Annotated in this window: 10 protein-coding genes and 1 tRNA gene; 9 read left to right on the plus strand and 2 right to left on the minus strand. The window is 69.5% G+C overall.

Translation table 11 applies throughout. From position 1 onward, the window contains the following. Positions 1–346: 346 nt before the first annotated feature. The 7 genes from FHS88_RS03545 (at position 347) to FHS88_RS03575 (ending at position 12,689) form a co-directional block, all read left to right on the plus strand. On the plus strand, positions 347–859 hold the full coding sequence (locus FHS88_RS03545; protein ID WP_184481410.1) for a DUF2924 domain-containing protein: 513 nt from the start codon (positions 347–349) through the stop codon (positions 857–859). Continuing rightward, the gene (locus FHS88_RS03550) at positions 856–2,205 is read left to right on the plus strand and encodes a recombinase family protein (RefSeq protein ID WP_184481412.1); all 1,350 of its coding nucleotides are present in this window, start codon (positions 856–858) and stop codon (positions 2,203–2,205) included. The genes FHS88_RS03545 and FHS88_RS03550 overlap by 4 nt, the downstream gene beginning before the upstream one ends. Next, a complete protein-coding gene (locus FHS88_RS03555) occupies positions 2,202–2,597 on the plus strand; it encodes a hypothetical protein (protein ID WP_184481414.1) in 396 nt (131 codons plus the stop codon). The genes FHS88_RS03550 and FHS88_RS03555 overlap by 4 nt, the downstream gene beginning before the upstream one ends. A 123-nt stretch (positions 2,598–2,720) precedes the next feature. Next, the gene (locus FHS88_RS03560; RefSeq protein WP_184481416.1) at positions 2,721–5,693 is read left to right on the plus strand and encodes a DUF499 domain-containing protein; all 2,973 of its coding nucleotides are present in this window, start codon (positions 2,721–2,723) and stop codon (positions 5,691–5,693) included. A gap of 6 nt (positions 5,694–5,699) precedes the next feature. Next, on the plus strand, positions 5,700–6,143 hold the full coding sequence (locus FHS88_RS03565; protein ID WP_184481418.1) for a DUF7680 family protein: 444 nt from the start codon (positions 5,700–5,702) through the stop codon (positions 6,141–6,143). A gap of 4 nt (positions 6,144–6,147) precedes the next feature. Continuing rightward, the gene (locus tag FHS88_RS03570; protein ID WP_184481420.1) at positions 6,148–9,135 is read left to right on the plus strand and encodes a DUF1156 domain-containing protein; all 2,988 of its coding nucleotides are present in this window, start codon (positions 6,148–6,150) and stop codon (positions 9,133–9,135) included. Further along, positions 9,132–12,689 (plus strand): DEAD/DEAH box helicase, encoded by a 3,558-nt coding sequence (locus FHS88_RS03575; RefSeq protein ID WP_184481422.1) that lies wholly within the window; start codon positions 9,132–9,134, stop codon positions 12,687–12,689. Before FHS88_RS03570 ends, FHS88_RS03575 begins: the two co-directional genes overlap by 4 nt. Positions 12,690–12,954: 265 nt before the next feature. On the opposite strand, the gene FHS88_RS03580 is transcribed toward FHS88_RS03575, so the two are convergent. Both FHS88_RS03580 and pip read right to left on the minus strand, forming a co-directional pair. Continuing rightward, positions 12,955–13,031, minus strand: a tRNA-Arg gene (locus FHS88_RS03580). A gap of 25 nt (positions 13,032–13,056) precedes the next feature. Next, on the minus strand, positions 13,057–14,004 hold the full coding sequence (gene pip, locus FHS88_RS03585) for a prolyl aminopeptidase (RefSeq protein ID WP_184481424.1): 948 nt from the start codon (positions 14,002–14,004) through the stop codon (positions 13,057–13,059). Positions 14,005–14,103: 99 nt separating this feature from the next. On the opposite strand from pip, the gene FHS88_RS03590 reads away from it, so the two are divergent. Then, entirely contained in the window at positions 14,104–14,859 is a 756-nt protein-coding gene (locus tag FHS88_RS03590; RefSeq protein WP_246419425.1) for a hypothetical protein, read from the plus strand. A gap of 81 nt (positions 14,860–14,940) precedes the next feature. After that, positions 14,941–15,909, plus strand: a complete 969-nt coding sequence (locus FHS88_RS03595) for a metal ABC transporter solute-binding protein, Zn/Mn family (protein ID WP_184481426.1) — start codon at positions 14,941–14,943, stop codon at positions 15,907–15,909.

The raw sequence follows: 15,909 nt of genomic DNA on the forward strand, positions 1-15,909 counted from the left end.
GGAGCGAGGCGGGCGGCGGGTGCGAGGGAGGCTGCGCACGGCTGCCTTCTTCTTCGCTGTGGTTCGCTAAGAGATTGTTTTGGCTATCCAAATTGGCCGGTCAGGGTGATCTTGGGTGCGAACCGATGATCCCGAGCCCCTCACCCCACTCCGCCGCCCTGCAGCACCTCCCGCCGCACCTCCGCGAGGTCTGCGCCCTCCTGGCCGCCGGCCTGCTGCGGCTGCGCAGCCGCGCCGCCGAGGAACTGGCGCGCGACGCCGCCGAGGCCCGGGACCGGGGAGAGGTTCGCCTACACTCCGCGCCCCGGCAGCGCCGTCATGCCAACCCGACTCGTCGGAGACAGGCATGACGAAACGCCCGAATCGCAATCGCGAGGCCACCGCGCAGACCGCGGTGGTCACCAGCATCCCGCCCGCCAGCGTGCTGCCCCGGCTGGCGGCCCTGCAGACCGCCGACATCGCCGAGCTGAAGCGGCAGTGGCGCGAGCTCTGCGGCACCGAACCGCCGCCCTACAATCGGAAGTTCCTGGAGAGCCGGCTCGCCTACCGCATCCAGGAGATGGCCTACGGCGGGCTGAAGCCCGAGACCGTCGCCAGGCTCGAGGCCCTGGGCGAGCAGCTCGACGGCGGCAACGTGGTGCTGCGCCGGATCCGCGCCGGCGAGGACCGGCCGATCGCGGGCACGCGGCTGGTCCGGGAGTACCAGGGTGTCCAGCACACCGTCACCGTGCTGGCGGATGGCTTCGAGTACGAGGGCCGGCCCTACCGCTCCCTCTCGGCCATCGCCCGCGCCATCACCGGCACGCGCTGGAACGGCTGGAGCTTCTTCGGCCTGAAGAACCAGCGGGGGCAGGCATGAGGCGGAAGGCCACCGCCGCGGCCCACGCCGGCACGCCGGCCACGGTGAAGAAGCTCCGCTGCGCCGTCTACACCCGGAAATCGACCGAGGAGGGGCTGGAGAAGGAGTTCAACAGCCTCGACGCCCAGCGCGACGCCTGCGAGGCCTTCATCGCCAGCCAGCGCGCCGAGGGTTGGGTGTTGGTGCCGGACCACTACGACGATGGCGGCGTCTCTGGCGGCACCCTGGAGCGCCCCGCCCTGCAACGCTTGCTGCGCGACATCGAGGCCGGCCGGGTCGACGTGGTGGTGGTCTACAAGATCGACCGCCTGTCCCGTTCCCTCATGCACTTCGCCAAGCTGGTCGAGGTGTTCGACGCGCACAGCGTCACCTTCGTCTCGGTGACGCAGAGCTTCAACACCACCACCTCCATGGGCCGGCTGACGCTCAACATCCTGCTCAGTTTCGCCCAGTTCGAACGCGAGGTGATCGGCGAGCGGGTGCGCGACAAGATCGCCGCCTCGAAGGCCCGCGGCATGTGGATGGGCGGCTCGGTCCCGCTCGGCTACGAGGTGCGCGACCGCAAGCTGGCGGTGAACGAGGACGAGGCGGCGCGGGCGCGACGGGCGTTCGAGCTCTTCGCCGAGACCGGCTCCGGGGTGGAGGCCGTCCGGCGGCTGCGCGCGGAGGGCGTGCTGACCAAGACCGGCCGGCCCTTCGACAAGGGGGCGCTCTACCGGCTGCTGAACAACCGGACCTTCCTCGGCGAGGTGACCCACAAGGGGAAGGTCCATCCCGGCGAGCACCGGGCCATCGTGCCCAGGGAGCTGTGGGACCGGGTCCACGTCATCCTGCAGGAGAGCCCGCGGGTCCGCGCCAACCGGAACCGCCGGCAGACCCCGGCCCTGCTCAGGGGCCTCATCTTCGGGCCGGACGGCCGGGCCATGTCGCCCACCCACACCCGGCGGCGGGGGCGGCTCTACCGCTACTACGTCAGCCAGGCCGTGCTGAAGGGCGAGACCAGCGACTGCCCGGTCCGGCGCCTGCCGGCGGCCGAGATCGAGGCCGCGGTGGTGGACCAGGTCCGGGCGCTGCTGCGCCAGCCCGAGGTGGTGGTCGGCACTTGGCGGGCGGCGCGGGCCGAGGCGCTGGACCTGACCGAGGCCGAGACCCTGGCCGTCCTGGAGCGGCTGGACCCGCTGTGGGACGAGCTGTTCCCGGCCGAGCAGGCGCGCATCGTCCGGCTGCTGGTGGAGCGGGTCGACATCAGCGGCGCCGGTGCTGACGTCCGCCTTCGGCTAGAGGGGTTGGCCAGTCTAGTGCGCGACCTCGGCGGCATCGGGGCCGACACGCGGAGGGCGGCGTGACGGCGGCCACCAGCATCACGGTCCGCGTGCCACTGGTGATCCGCCGGCGCGGTGGGCGGAAGCTGGTGGTCACGCCGGACGGCGGCGCGCCTGGCGCCGCGCCGGCGCGACTGCGGGCCGACCCGGCCCTGGTCAAGGCACTGGCCCGGGCGTTCCGGTACCGGAGGCTGCTGGACCAGGGGCGCTACGGCTCGATCAGCGAGATGGCCACCGCCGAGCGAATCGACCGCGGCTACCTCGGCCGCCTCCTGCAGATCACGCTGCTCGCGCCGGACATCGTGGAGGCAATCCTGGACGGGCGGCAGCCGGACGGGCTGGGGCTGCCTCAACTCCTGAGGGTGCTACCCGTGCAATGGGAAGCGCAGCGACAGCTTGCCCGGGGAGCTGGATAGGGGACACCGGCAGGGAGCGGCGCTACCCGCCCGCAACCCGAGGGGTATAGCCTCGACCGATCTGCAATCTTCCGGTAAGCGTGCTTGCTGGCACGGAGTCCGCTCTACGGATCATGAGCAGGCATGTTCCCGGACGGTGCCAAAGCATTCGGGCGGGGTCTATCGGGCATGGGTGTCAAGGCTGGCAGTAAGCCCCGTGACGATGTTCGTCATGGAGAGCTTGATGACGCGATCTTCGCCGCGAGCTTCGGAAAGCTGATCCGGAACGAAGGTCCAGACATCTACAAGAAGCCCGGTCCCTTCTTTCAGAACACCCATCCCACAGCGGCCCTGTCAAAGCTTTGCCGTGACGTCTTCGGCCGCCTTGCATCCCCGACCGAAGGGGGGGCTGTCCTCCGTCTCTCCACCGGATTCGGCGGCGGCAAAACCCATGCGCTGATGACCCTCTGGCATCTCGCGCAGAACATCGGCGACCCCACGATGGGGACCGACCTGCTGCCGCCCGCCGGGCGCCCGAAGAGCGTCCGGGTTGTCGGCATCGACGCTGAGGGAGCGGGCTATCCGATCTTCGCCCGGCATGGCGACCAGGAGGCCCGCAGCCTGGCCGCGGAACTGGCTTTCCAATTCGGCGGCGCAAGTGCCTTGAATGCCTTCGGCCCCGCCAACTCTGCCGCTGCGTCGCCCGATGCCGCAACAGTCGAGGCCATGCTTCCGAACGAACCCGTCCTGATCCTGCTGGACGAACTCGTTCTCTACATGGCCAAGCTGACGGCACAGGAGGTTGGCAACCTCATCGGTTTCCTCCGCACGCTGATGACGGCGGTCGTCACGCGCAAGCAGGCCGTCCTCGTCATCACAGATCCGAAGGACCAGCCGGCCGACGCCGAGAATGCGGCGCGGCTCGAGCACCTGGCTCGAATGATCGAGCAACAGACCGGGCGGCAGGCGACCGTCATCGAGCCGATCGGTGATGAAACGGCCCAGGTCATCATCCGGCGCCTGTTCGATTCCGTAGACCCGGCCGCGGCTGCCAAGGCCTCGGCCGATTACCACGCGCTGTACCAGCGGGTTGCCGAGGACCACCCCAACTTGGTCCCAGAGGAAGCCCGATCCCCGAAGTATGCGGAGCGGATCCGCATCTGCTACCCGCTCCATCCTCGGCTGCTAAAGACGGCCGAGGAGCGGCTGCGCGTGCTGCCGGACTACAACCTGTCCCGCGGCACCCTGCGCCTCTTTGCTCGCGTGATCCGCGGCGTTTGGGAAGACCCGACCCGGGATCCGGACCTAATCACCGCCGGGGAGATCGACTGGTCCAGCCGACCCATTCAGACCGACCTGCTCGAACGCCTCGACCGTGAGAAGTTCCGTGCGGCTGTCAGCGCCGACGTCGTGGGCCACGCGCGAGAGCTCGATCAGGCCGATTGGGGGGCGCACCGCCGCGTGGCCTCGGCACTCCTGCTGGAGAGCCTGCCGCTCGAGGCGAACAGCGGGCTGGCGCCGGCCGACCTGACCCTCGCGGTGCTCCGCCCGGACGAGGCCGGCACTGAGCCGGCGGAGGCGCTTGACCGGCTGGCGGGCGCCTGTTGGCACCTCTATCCCATGAGCGGCTCGGCCAATGCCTGGCAGTTCCGCTATGAGCCGAACATCCTGAAGCAGATCGAGGAGCGGATGGGCCAGGTCCAGCGCCCCGACGCGCTGGATCGCCTCAAGACGGAAGTTCAGAAGTCGTTCCAGGGCGCCTTCGCCCGCCTTCTGCCCTGGCCGCCCAACGCCAAAGCCGTCCCCGAGCGGCCGGAACTGCAGCTCGCCCTCTGCGAGAGCGAGGACATCGCGAAGTCAGTCGTGACCTACAGCGACGACACCCCGGGCGCGCAGATCATCCGTACCTACCGTAACGCCATGCTCGCCGTCGCCCCGGATGCCTCTGGGCTGGAAAAGGCCATCCAACGGATCCAGCGCCTGAAGGCCGCCGAGGACATCGAGGATGAGACGCCGAACTCCGAGGCCGGCAAGCTCGCCCGCGAGCAGCTCAAGAAGCAGAAACCCGAGCTCATCAAGGCCGCCCGGCTCGAGGCGGCGCGCGCCTTCAATCGCCTGGTGCTGGCCGATGGCGGCGTGCTCACGATCGATGAGCGCTTTATCGCGCCGCCCGACACTTCGCCCCTCCAGCTTCCCTCCGGCCAGGACGCGGTGCGGGCCTTCGTCGAGGACCGCAAGCTGATCTACGGCCCTCAGGACAGCCTGCACCCTGACTACTTCATCGAGCGCGTGTTCAGCGGCGCCGTGCCGGTGGCCGACACACCTGACGCCCGCACCACCGCGGGCCTCCAGAAGCGCTTCCTCGGGGCGCAGGGCCTCAAGCTGGTCAGCGACCCCAGCGTCATCCGTGCCTCCATTCTCCGCGCGGTGACCGAAGGCCGCCTGGTGGTGCGCCTTGAGGACGGAACCGCCTTCGACAAGGACGGCGCGGTCGCGACCAGCAACGGCATCCGCCAGCGAGACCCGGGACGGAAGCTCAACACCCTGCCGATGGACGAGGCGACGCTGGTGGCCGAAGCCGGCAGCACGGCCGCGCAGGACTGGCTCAAGACGACCAAGGGTATGGGGGAGAAGCCGATGACGCCCGGCAGCCTCCCCCTGCCTCCGCCGCCACCCAAGGGCTCCGGCCCCATGACCGCGACCGATATTGCCGTGGCCTGCCAGTTGGCGGACAAGCGACGGCTGCTCTCTCTGCGCATCACCTGCCTCTCCGCGGCCGATGCACAGAAGATCCTTGGCGCGGCATCCCCCCTGGGCGCATCCAGTGTGCACATCGAGGCGGAACTGACCGGCGACCTGAAGGACGGCGGCAAGCTGTCCTTCAGCGTGGCGGAGGCGAAGGTCTCGGCCGCCATCAAGCCCCTAACCATGGCGCAGACGCTGGGCAATGCCCTGGTGCCCGGCAGCAGCATCCGGGTCTCGGTCGTCCTCGGCTTCGGCCCGGACGGCAAGGCCGATCTCGGCGCATTGCTGCGGACCCTGGAGATGCAGCTGCCCGACACCTCCAGCATCGAGGCCCGTTTCGCGCCGCTCTCCGACACTGTCTCGGCGGGCTGAATTGCCATGGCAAGCGCCAAGGCGCAGGCGACCCGGGCCGCCCCCTTCGCCCTGCGCGTGGTGCAGCGGAGCGAGGGGCTGGCCGCAATCATCTACCGCCGCCGCGTGAACGACCGCATGGAGGAGCGCTTCGACCGCGTCGCGGCGCTCTCTCCCCTAGCCCTAACGGCGGCGAGCGGCTTGCTGCGCACGGCGGTGCGTGCCGGCGGCGGCGCCGCGAAGCTGGAGCCCGGGCCCTTCCTGCCGCTGGACGCCGATTGGGGCGCGCGTGTCGCAGGTTTCGCCATAGTGGCGCGCGGGCTGCGCGACCCACGGCGTCTGTCGAAGGCGGCCGAGCATTTCCGCACGGCCGATGCCGCCGAGGCAGCGGCCTGGTTCGGGCGCATGCAGGATGGGCGGGGTACCCGCTGGGTGCGCGCCCTGAGGATCATCACGGAGGCGGTGGCGTAGGACGATGCCGGAGGGGATGGGGGCGGCGCAGCCGCGGCTGCTGATCGAGGAATGGCTGCCCGCGGCAGCGATCGGCGTGGAGTGCATGCGAGAGCGCGGGTCCGCCAGCGCGTTGGCGCCGACGACGTTCCTGCATGTGTGGTGGGCGCGTCGCCCGCTGGCCGCGAGCCGCGCGGCTGTGCTGGCCAGCGTACTGCCGGCGGATTTCCCACGCGAGACTTTCGAGCGGCTGCTGGGCTTCGGCCGGTCCGGCCAGGAGCTCGTCGCCATCCGTGAGCTGATGAACACCGGCGTGAAGGTGGAGGGCGGCTTTGGCGCCCCACGCGCCTTCAAGGCCGGGCTGCGCGAGAAGGATGTCGAGGTCGCGCACGCAGCCGCAGCGCGTCTCTGGGGTCATCTGCCGACCGTGATGGACCCCATGGCCGGCGGCGGCTCCATCCCGCTGGAGAGCGCGCGGCTCGGCTTCCCGACGCTCGCCAATGAATACAACCCCGTCGCCTGCAGCGTGTTGGAAGCGACCCTCGACTATTCCTTTCGCTTCGGGCCACGGCTCGCGGAGCGCGCGCGGCACTGGGGACGCGTCTGGGAGAAGCGGGTGGCCGAGCGACTCGGGCGGTTGTTCCCGAAGGAGACAGGCGCCACCGTCCACGCCTACATCTTCGCCCGCACCATCCCCTGCCCGACGACGAAGCACCCGACGCCGCTGGTGCCGGACTGGCACCTGCTGAAGCCGAAGGGCGGCGTGGCGGTGGTGGCGGTGCCGGTGGTGGACAAGGCGGCCGGCACCTGGACGACCGAGATCCGCAAGGTAGGCGTAGGCCCGGGCGCGGTGGCCGCCCCGCCGCCGCGCACCTACAGCAAGGGCAAGGGCATCAGCCTGTTCACCGGCGAGAGCATCCCGGCCGATTGGATCAAGGCACAGGCGCAACAGGGCAGGATGGGCAGCGCGCTTTACGCCGTGGCGCTGAAGACACCGCAAGGCTTGCAATTCCGCCCACCCCTGCCAGGCGATCTTGAGGCGCTGGAGGCCGCCGAGGCACAGCTTGCGCAATGGCGCGCCGACTGGGAGGCGCGGAACCTGATCCCGACGGAGGAATATCCCGAGGTCTCGAGCGACCCGCGCCCGCGCGTGTATGGCATGAAGCGCTGGGCCGACATGTTCAGCCCGCGCCAGTTGCTCGGCTTTGGCGTGCTGATGGAGGAGCTGCACGCACTGCGACCAACCATCCTCGCCGAGGAGGGCGAGGAGATGGGCGAGGCGGTGGTCCATCTCCTTGCATTCGCGCTAGACAAGCTCGCGAACTGGAACTGCATCCTTTCCTCCTGGAATGTCCGGGCGCAGACAGTTCGGTCGCTGTTCGATCGTCACGATTTCTCGTTCAAGGTGACTTTCTCGGAGTTGGCACCGGTTGTGGCCGGCGGAGGGTTGGCCTGGGCGCTGGACAATGCCTGTTCGGCCTTCGAGGACATCGCAAAGCTGCCTCATGCGGAGGCGCGTCAGCACATGGAGCTTTCGCAAGGCTCCGCCGCTTCGCTCATCCACCTCGCCGACCACTCAGTTGATGCGATCGTCGTGGACCCGCCATACTCAGATAACGTCCAGTATAGCGAACTTGCCAACTTCTTCTATGTTTGGCTGAAGCGCAGCCAAGGCCACCGCCGGCCCGAATGGTTCTCCTCACTCCTCAGCGAGAACACCGAGGAGGCGGTGAAGAACTCCGCCCGCTTCCGCGCCCGTTTCAAGACGGCGAAAGAGGCTGCCGCCGCCGCGCAGGCTCACTACCAGGCGCTGATGACCCAGGTCTTCACCGAGGCCCGCCGCGTGCTGCGCACTGAAGGCGTGCTGACGGTCATGTTCACCCACAAGAAGCAGGAGGCGTGGGAGGCGCTCTTCGCCTCGCTGATCGAGGCCGGCTTCACCATCTCCGCCACCTGGCCGGTGATGACCGAAGGGGCGCACAGCCTGCACCAGGCAAAGAAGAACGCGGCACAGTCCACCGTCATCCTCGTCGCCCGGGCGCGGGCGCCCAATATCGGGACGGGCTACTTCGATGCCAAGATGCAGGCGGACATCAAGGCGGCGGCGGAGCGCACCGCCGAGCGCCTCTCGGCCGAGGGTCTGAACCCCGTGGATCAGCTCGTCGGCAGCTTCGGTCCCGCCATGGCGGTGTTCAGCGCCTACGACCGGGTGCGGACCGACACGGGCGAGCCGGTAAGCGTGGGCGCGGCCATCGACATCGCCGCCGATGCAGTCGCCGGCTGGCGCATCCGTCAGCTCGCCAGGGGCGGGCTGCAGGACGTGGAGGCCGAGGCGCAGTTCGCTCTGCTGTGCTGGGCCACGCTGCGCGCCGCGGAATTCCGCTTCAACGAAGCGAAGCTGCTCGGCCACGCCGTCGGCATGGATGTCTCCGCCTTGGAACAGGCGGGGCTTATCACGGTGAAGGCGGACAAGGTGAACATCCTCTCCGCCGCCCAGCGCCGGCGCGAGGCCCCGCTGCGCGAGGACGAAGCACAGCAGCTTCTGTTCGGCTGGACACCCGGGGAGAGCAGGCGCCTAAAGAAGGCCGACGCATTGAAGATCCATCCCCGCGACCCCGCCTTCCGGACACACTTGGACAAGGCGCAGGCCCTGGCGCTGGTCTATGCCGATGCGGGCGGAGGAGCGGCTGGTATCGGCGCCGCGAAGTCCTTCGCCCTCAAGCACGGCATCAAGGCCGGCGATCCGACCGTGCGCCTGATCGAAGCCCTGCTCAATGCGGCCCCGCCGGCGGTGCGGCGGGAGAAGACAGCGGTCGCCGCCCAGTTCCCCGAGTTCCGCGCCTGGCACGCCATGCTGCAACCCCTCTTCGGGATCACGCCGCCGGATTGGACAGAGAAAGGCCCCGACCAACGCGTGCTCGAGTTCCTCTCCCGCCCTGCCGCCACTACTGAGGAGGATGAGGCGGAGATCGAGGAGGAGGATGAGGCGGAGGACGAAGAGGAGGAGGAATGAGCGCCTCCCTTCGCGACGTCACCTGGCCTCGTTTCCTGCGGGCGCCGGACGGACAGTTGGTGGCCCGGCTTTATGAGCCGGCCCTACGCCGGGCGGTGCGCTACGACCGCTGCTGCGCCTACTTCTCCTCCTCCGTCCTCTCCGCCGCGGCCTCCGGTTTCGGCGCCTTCATCCAGCGAGTGCTGGACGGCGAGGTGGTGAACAAGCCGGCGATCCGCCTGCTGGTGAATGAGGAGCTTTCGGAAGCGGACGTAGCGGCGTTGCTGGATGCCGGGCAGGAGGCGCCGCTGGTCCAGGCGCTCCTGGCACAGCTCGGCAGCCCCGAGACGGCGCTGCAAAAGCGACGGCTGGAGATGCTGGCCTGGCTGGCCCGCGAAGGCTGGCTCGAGGTTCGGGTCGGCATCATGCGCCAAGCCGACGGGATCCTGCATGCCAAGTTCGGCCTGTTCGTTGACGCGCAGAAGGACGCGGTCGTCTTCGCCGGCAGCGGCAATGAAAGCGCCAATGGTCTCCGTGGCAACTACGAGAAGCTCGAGATCAGCTGGAGTTGGGGCGACGCCGAACGCCACGTGCACTTCCGTGATGAATTCGAGGCGCTGTGGTCAGGCAATGATCCGGCCGTCGCCAGCGTCCCCCTGCCGCAAGCGGTGCGCGACGCGCTGATCAAGCTTGCGCCCGATGTACCGCCGGTCGCGGAGGCGGAGGACAATCTGCGACGCCAGCGTGCGGCGATGCTTTGGAGCTACGCCCTGGCGGCGCCCTATATGCCGGAGGGCGGGGCGGCGACCTGCGACGCCATGGCGCCGGTGACGCTGTGGCCGCACCAGCGCCGCGTGGTGGCGGAGGCCGCCTCCGCTTGGCCGGAGGGCCGCCTCCTCTGCGATGAGGTGGGCATGGGCAAGACGGTGGAGGCGATCCTGATCCTCCGCCGCCTGCTGGCGGGGCGCGGCGTGAAGCGAGCCCTGCTGCTGCCGCCCGCCAATCTTCTGCCGCAGTGGCAGGGGGAGCTGCGTGAGAAGGGCGGACTGCGTGTGCCGCGCCTCGAAGGCCCGCGCACGCTGGTCTGGCCCGACGGCACCAAACAGACCGTGGCGGGCCTGGCCGAGGCCCTGGAGCAGGATCTGCTGCTGCTCAGCCGCGAGACGGCGCGCACCGAGGGCAATCTCCCGATCCTACTCGCCGCCCGCCCCTGGGATCTCGTGCTGCTTGACGAAGGCCATGCCGCGCGGCGCGCTAGCCAGATCGAGGGCGAGTTCAACACCCCGACTCTGCTCCTCGGGCTACTGCGGCGGCTCCAAGCGACCGGCCAAGCGCGGAGCTTCATGATCCTGTCGGCCACGCCCATGCAGACCCACCCCTGGGAGCCCTGGGACCTGCTCCAGGTGCTGGGCGAGGGCGGCCTGTGGCTTTCGGGGTTCCACGTCGTTTCTCGGTTCTACGAGGCGTTGGCGGCCTTGGAGCGCGGTCAGCTCTCGCGGCGAGAGGCCTTGGCACTCGCACGGATCCTCGCCGCGACACCCCAGCGCCCGAGCCCACCCGCTGAGCTCTCGCTGCCGCCGGTGGAGGATGCCGAGGCATTCGCGCAGGCGCTTCGGTTCTTGCCGGCCGAAGCGCGCACACGGACGGTCGCGTGGCTGCGGAGCTGCTCGCCACTGGCGCGACGCATGCACCGGAACACGCGGCGTACGCTGCGACGCTATTACGAGATGGGCTTGCTGGAACGCCCGCCGCCCCAGCGTGACGTCCGCGAGGATCCCTTTGACTTTGAGACGCAGGAGGAGCGGGAGGTCTACGAGGCCGTCACGCGCTACATCGACCGGCGCTTCGACGAGCTGGAGGGGCAGAAGCCCGGCAAGGGCTTCGTGATGACCATCTACCGGCGCCGGGCCGCCAGCTCTCCAGTGGCCCTGCGCAAGAGCCTTGAACGGCGCGCGATGGGCCTGAAGGCCGTCATCGCGCAGCGCGCCTACGACGATACGGTTCTCGACCTCGAAGACGCGGAGGAACTCGAGGATCTGCTGAACGTGAAGCTGACATCGGCGCTGCCCGAGACTCCGCAAGAAGCGGCGGCAGAGCTGGCCGAAGTCGAGGACCTGCTCTCGCGCATCGCCAGTCTCGGTGGGTTGGACACGAAGCGCGACCGATTGGTCGCCTGGACGAAGAAGCTGACGGCGGACGGCCGGGGCGTCCTGATCTTCACCGGATACACGGACACGATGGAGTATCTGCGGGATGCTCTGGCCAGCGCCTTCGGGTCCGCCGTCGCGTCCTACTCCGGCGAAGGTGGTGCCGTTCGCGCAGGCCAGGCATGGATTCCGGCGTCGAAGGAGGCCGTGACGGCGGCCCTCCGCGCCGGGACGATCAAGGTCCTGGTCTGCACGGATGCCGCGAGCGAAGGTCTTAACCTGCAGGCCGCCGGCGCGCTGGTGAACTTCGACCTGCCCTGGAATCCGTCGAAGGTCGAGCAGCGCATCGGGCGCGTGGATCGGATTGGGCAGGAGCTGCCCGTCCTTCCCATCGTGAACCTATACCTGCAGGACAGTGTGGACGAACGGGTGTACCGCGCGCTGGCCCGCCGCTGCGGCCTATTCGAGACGTTTGTCGGCCCCATGCAGCCGGTGCTGTCGCAGGCGATCCGCATGCTCATCGGCAAGGAGCATGTGGACGAGGAAGCCCTGGCGAAGGCGGCGGAAGCGATCAGGAAGAACCCGGCTGTCATGCAGGCCTTCCCGGAGGACGAGCCAGCGGCCCTCCAGGCCGAGGAAGGATTGTTCCGCCCCGAGCAAGTGGAAACGCTCCTTTCGGCCTTGGAAGGGACAGGCATCCGCGTGAAGGCCGAGAGCAATACGGTGCATCTCATCGGCACGGGGCCCCTCCGTATCGTGACGCACCCATCCGGTGTTGTGGCGCATCCGGAGGCGAGCTGCGTCGATGGACTTGATGCCCGCCAATGGCGGCTCCTGCGGGAGCTGCAACAGCCCGGCGAGCGCCTGCCCCTGGTCCTCGCTTCTGCCGAGGAGGGGGCCTTTCGAGCCGTGGTCTGTGGTTGGGTTTCCGCCGAGGGGCTCCATGAGGTCCGGTCATTCGCGGACCTGCAGGCTCTCATGGTTGATTGGGACGGCCAGGAACCGCCCAATGGAGCCTGGAAGACCGCGCGCCTGCAGTTGGCGGCCAAGGCGCGGCAGCACGTCTCGGAGCTGGCTCAACGATGCGCCGCCGCTGCGGCGGTGAGCCGAGTCGCGCAGGCGGAGGCGGCGCGGCTTCGACTGATCGAAGAGCTGGGCCGAACCCTCATCTGCTTCGAGCCAGATACGAACGACCTCAACGGCAAGTTTCACCGCCTTGCCACCGAGCGGACCGCCACGGCAGAGCGACTCCAGCATGTGTATGGCCGCCTCGGCGGCTACCCAGAGTGGGACGAGTTCCAGCTCGCTGACTTGCGCGAATTCCGCACGGGTCTAACGGGAAACCAGGTCAAGACCCGCCTCACTGGGCGCGAATTGGACGCAGCGATGGCCGACCCTCGGTGGGCGTTGGCGCTACCCACGAGCTGACTCGGTGGCGGGGTTTGTTCCAAGGGCCACTCGCGATGCGAACTTGCCACACGCCCGTGGCTTCAAATTCAGAATAATATCAGTCTCTTAAAGCTTGTAGACTAGATCGCCGAAGTCCCAAGGTGCGGAGAGAACCACCGTTGCCGAGAGAGAATTCCAGCCCGCCTTGACCTTGGCGCCCCCCAAGGTCGCCGCGCCAACCCTGGCCCAACCTGCGGTTCCAGGCGCCACCCGCCCAACCGGAGAGCGAGTTTGCAGGAAGAAATGGTGTCCCCGAGAGGATTCGAACCTCCGGCCCCAGGATTAGGAATCCTGTGCTCTATCCTGCTGAGCTACGGGGACATCCAGCATCACGTCTACCACGCTCTCACCGCCGCCGGAACCGCTCCACCGCCGCGACGAGCGCCGTCCGCACCCCGGGTTCAAGCGCCGAATGCCCCGCGTCCGGCACCACTGTCAGCCGGGCCCCCGGCCAGGCGGCCGCCAGTTCGAACGCCGTCTCCGGCGGGCACACCATGTCGTAGCGGCCCTGCACGATCTCGGCCGGGATGTTCGCGATCCGCCCGATCCGCCCGAGCAGCCCTTCCTCCGGCAGGAACAGATCATGCGCGAAGTAGTGTGCCTCGATCCGCGCGAGCCCCAGCGCGGTCCGGTCCTGCGCGAAGGAGGCGACGGTCTCCGGCGAGGGCAGCAACGTCGAGCACGAACCCTCGTACTGGCTCCAGGCCCGCGCCGCGGGCAGATGCACCGCCGGGTCGGGGTGGCACAGGCGCTTCAAATAGCCTCCGAGCAGGTCGCCCCGCTCCTCGGGCGGCAGGTGCTCGGCAAAGGCCGCCCAGGCGTCGGGGAAGACGCGCCGCAGCCCGGTGAGGAACCACTCCACCTCGGTCCGCCGGCCGAGGAACACGCCGCGCAGCACGCAACCTGACACGCGCTCGGGATGCTCCTGCGCATAGGCGAGGGCGAGCGTCGAACCCCAGGAACCGCCGAACAGGAGCCACCGTTCGATGCCGAGGAAACGGCGCAGCGTCTCGATGTCGCCAACCAGATGCGGCGTCGTGTTCTCGCGCAGCTCGCCGAGCGGGCGCGACCGCCCCGCCCCGCGCTGGTCGAAGATGACCACGCGCCAATGCCCGGGGTCGAAGAAGCGCCGATGCACCGCGCCGGCGCCCGCACCGGGACCACCGTGCAGGAACAGCACCGGCTGGCCGCGGGGATTGCCGACCTGCTCCCAATACATGACATGACCGCCCGAGAGCGGCAGCAGGCCGGTCTCGTAGGGCGCGATATCGGGAAAGAGGTCGCCGCGGGGCATCGGCGCAAGATGTGCCCAAGGCCGCGCCGGGCTGCAACGGTCTGTCGTCATGCCTCCGCGATTCCGGTGCGGCGCGTCCTGCTGTATCGTGGAGGTTCCATGGCAGAAACGCCGTCCGCCTCCCCCCGCTCCGCCGCCGCCGGCCAGACCGCCTGCGGGGTCTGCGGGCGCGAGAGCCGCCAGCCGCCGTTCCGACCGCCGCCGCCCGAGCAGGCGCCCGACCTCGACCTTCGCCCCGGCGAGCCGGTGCGCTCGACCATGGCGCGCTGGCTGCAGCAATGCCCGCATTGCGGATACGCCGCCCCCTCGATCGCGCGGGCGCACCCGGCCGCGGCGGCGGCGGTCCATGCCGCGCCGTTCCGCGCGCTGATCCAGGACGCCTCCCACCCGCCGGTCGCGAGGCGCTTCCTCGCCTGGGCGCATGTGCTCGAGGAGACGGGCGCGCTGCACGCCGCCGCCGAGGCCACGCTGCAGGCCGCCTGGGTGGCCGATGACGCGGGCCGTCCCGACCTTGCCAGCGCCTGGCGGCAGGAGGCAGTGGCGCTCTGGCGCTCCGGCCCGCCGCTCGATGCCGAGCAGACGGTGCGCGTCATTGACGCCCTGCGACGCGCGGAAGCCTGGGAGGATGCCGAGGCCACCGCCGCCGAACTCGCCGGCCTGCATCCGCCCGAGGCGGTCGCGCAGGTTGTCGCGCTGGAGCGGCGGCTGATTGCCGCGCGGGATTCGGGCCGGCACACGGTCGCCTCCGCGCTGCCGCCGCCGGCCCGGCGGCCCCATGCGACGCATCAGCGGCGCGACCACGCCCCGGGTGGCGGGCTGATGGGCTGGTTGCGCCGGCTGTTCGGGCGGGGCTGAGGGCTGAAGGGGCAACCAGGTTGACCACCCGCCCGTATCGCTGCTAGATAACGTTATTATATAACATTGCGTGAGTGCGAGATGCTCCGCCGAACCTTCCTCGCCCTGCCGCCGGCGCTTCTGGCGGCGCGGGTTTCCGCCCAGCCTGCCCGCCTGCCCGTGGTCGCCTCCTTCTCCATCCTCGGCGACATGGCCGCGCAGATAGGGGGGGAGCGGATCGCCCTGACGGTGATCGCCGGCGCCGATGCCGATGCGCATGGATTCCAGCCCCGTCCGTCCGATGCCGCCGCGTTGCGCGGGGCAAGGCTGGTCCTGCGCAACGGCCTCGGTTTCGACGCCTGGATGGACCGCATGCTGCGCGCGGCCAGTTTCCAAGGCGCCGTTGTCACGACGACCGAGGGCATCACCCCTCGCATGATGGAGAGCCATCATCACCATGGCCACGGCCATGGGCACGCACACGGCCACGACCACGGCGCCGGCCGTCGCACGCAGCACAGCGTCGGCCCCCGCCGTGTGCCCGACCCGCATGCCTGGCAGGATCTCCGCCATGGCCAGGCCTATGTCCGCACCATCGCCGCGGCGCTCGCCGCCGCCGATCCGGGCGGCGCGGATGGCTATCGCGCACGCGCTGATGGCTATCTCGCTCGCCTCGCCGCTCTCGACTCCTGGGTCCGCGCCGAGATCGCAGCCGTGCCGCCGGCGCGCCGTCGCGTCGTCACCAGCCATGATGCCTTCGGCTATTTCGGCGATGCCTATGGGATCACCTTCCTCGCTCCACAGGGTGTCTCGACCGAGGCGGAGCCTTCCGCCCAGCAGGTCGCGCGGCTGATCCGGCAGATCAAGGCAGAGAACATCACCGCAGTATTCATGGAGAACATAGCGAATCCGGCCACGCTGCGCCGTATCGCGGCCGAGGCGGGGGTCACGGTCGGCGGCCGCCTCTATGCGGACGCGCTCTCCGGGCCGGGCGGTCCAGCGCCGACCTACGAAGCGATGTTCGGCCACAATGTCAGGCTGCTGGTGCCGGCCATGCGGGGCGCCGCATGA

Source organism: Neoroseomonas alkaliterrae (assembly GCF_014199195.1).
Classification (GTDB): domain Bacteria; phylum Pseudomonadota; class Alphaproteobacteria; order Acetobacterales; family Acetobacteraceae; genus Neoroseomonas; species Neoroseomonas alkaliterrae.

What these genes read in the sequence shown, in the direction of transcription:
- FHS88_RS03545 (WP_184481410.1), top strand. Translation starts at nt 347, where the DNA reads ATGACGAAACGCCCGAATCGCAATCGCGAGGCCACCGCGCAGACCGCG.
- FHS88_RS03550 (WP_184481412.1), top strand. Translation starts at nt 856, where the DNA reads ATGAGGCGGAAGGCCACCGCCGCGGCCCACGCCGGCACGCCGGCCACG.
- FHS88_RS03560 (WP_184481416.1), top strand. Translation starts at nt 2,721, where the DNA reads ATGTTCCCGGACGGTGCCAAAGCATTCGGGCGGGGTCTATCGGGCATG.
- FHS88_RS03565 (WP_184481418.1), top strand. Translation starts at nt 5,700, where the DNA reads ATGGCAAGCGCCAAGGCGCAGGCGACCCGGGCCGCCCCCTTCGCCCTG.
- FHS88_RS03570 (WP_184481420.1), top strand. Translation starts at nt 6,148, where the DNA reads ATGCCGGAGGGGATGGGGGCGGCGCAGCCGCGGCTGCTGATCGAGGAA.
- FHS88_RS03575 (WP_184481422.1), top strand. Translation starts at nt 9,132, where the DNA reads ATGAGCGCCTCCCTTCGCGACGTCACCTGGCCTCGTTTCCTGCGGGCG.
- pip (WP_184481424.1), bottom strand. Translation starts at nt 14,004, where the DNA reads ATGCCCCGCGGCGACCTCTTTCCCGATATCGCGCCCTACGAGACCGGC.
- FHS88_RS03590 (WP_246419425.1), top strand. Translation starts at nt 14,104, where the DNA reads ATGGCAGAAACGCCGTCCGCCTCCCCCCGCTCCGCCGCCGCCGGCCAG.
- FHS88_RS03595 (WP_184481426.1), top strand. Translation starts at nt 14,941, where the DNA reads ATGCTCCGCCGAACCTTCCTCGCCCTGCCGCCGGCGCTTCTGGCGGCG.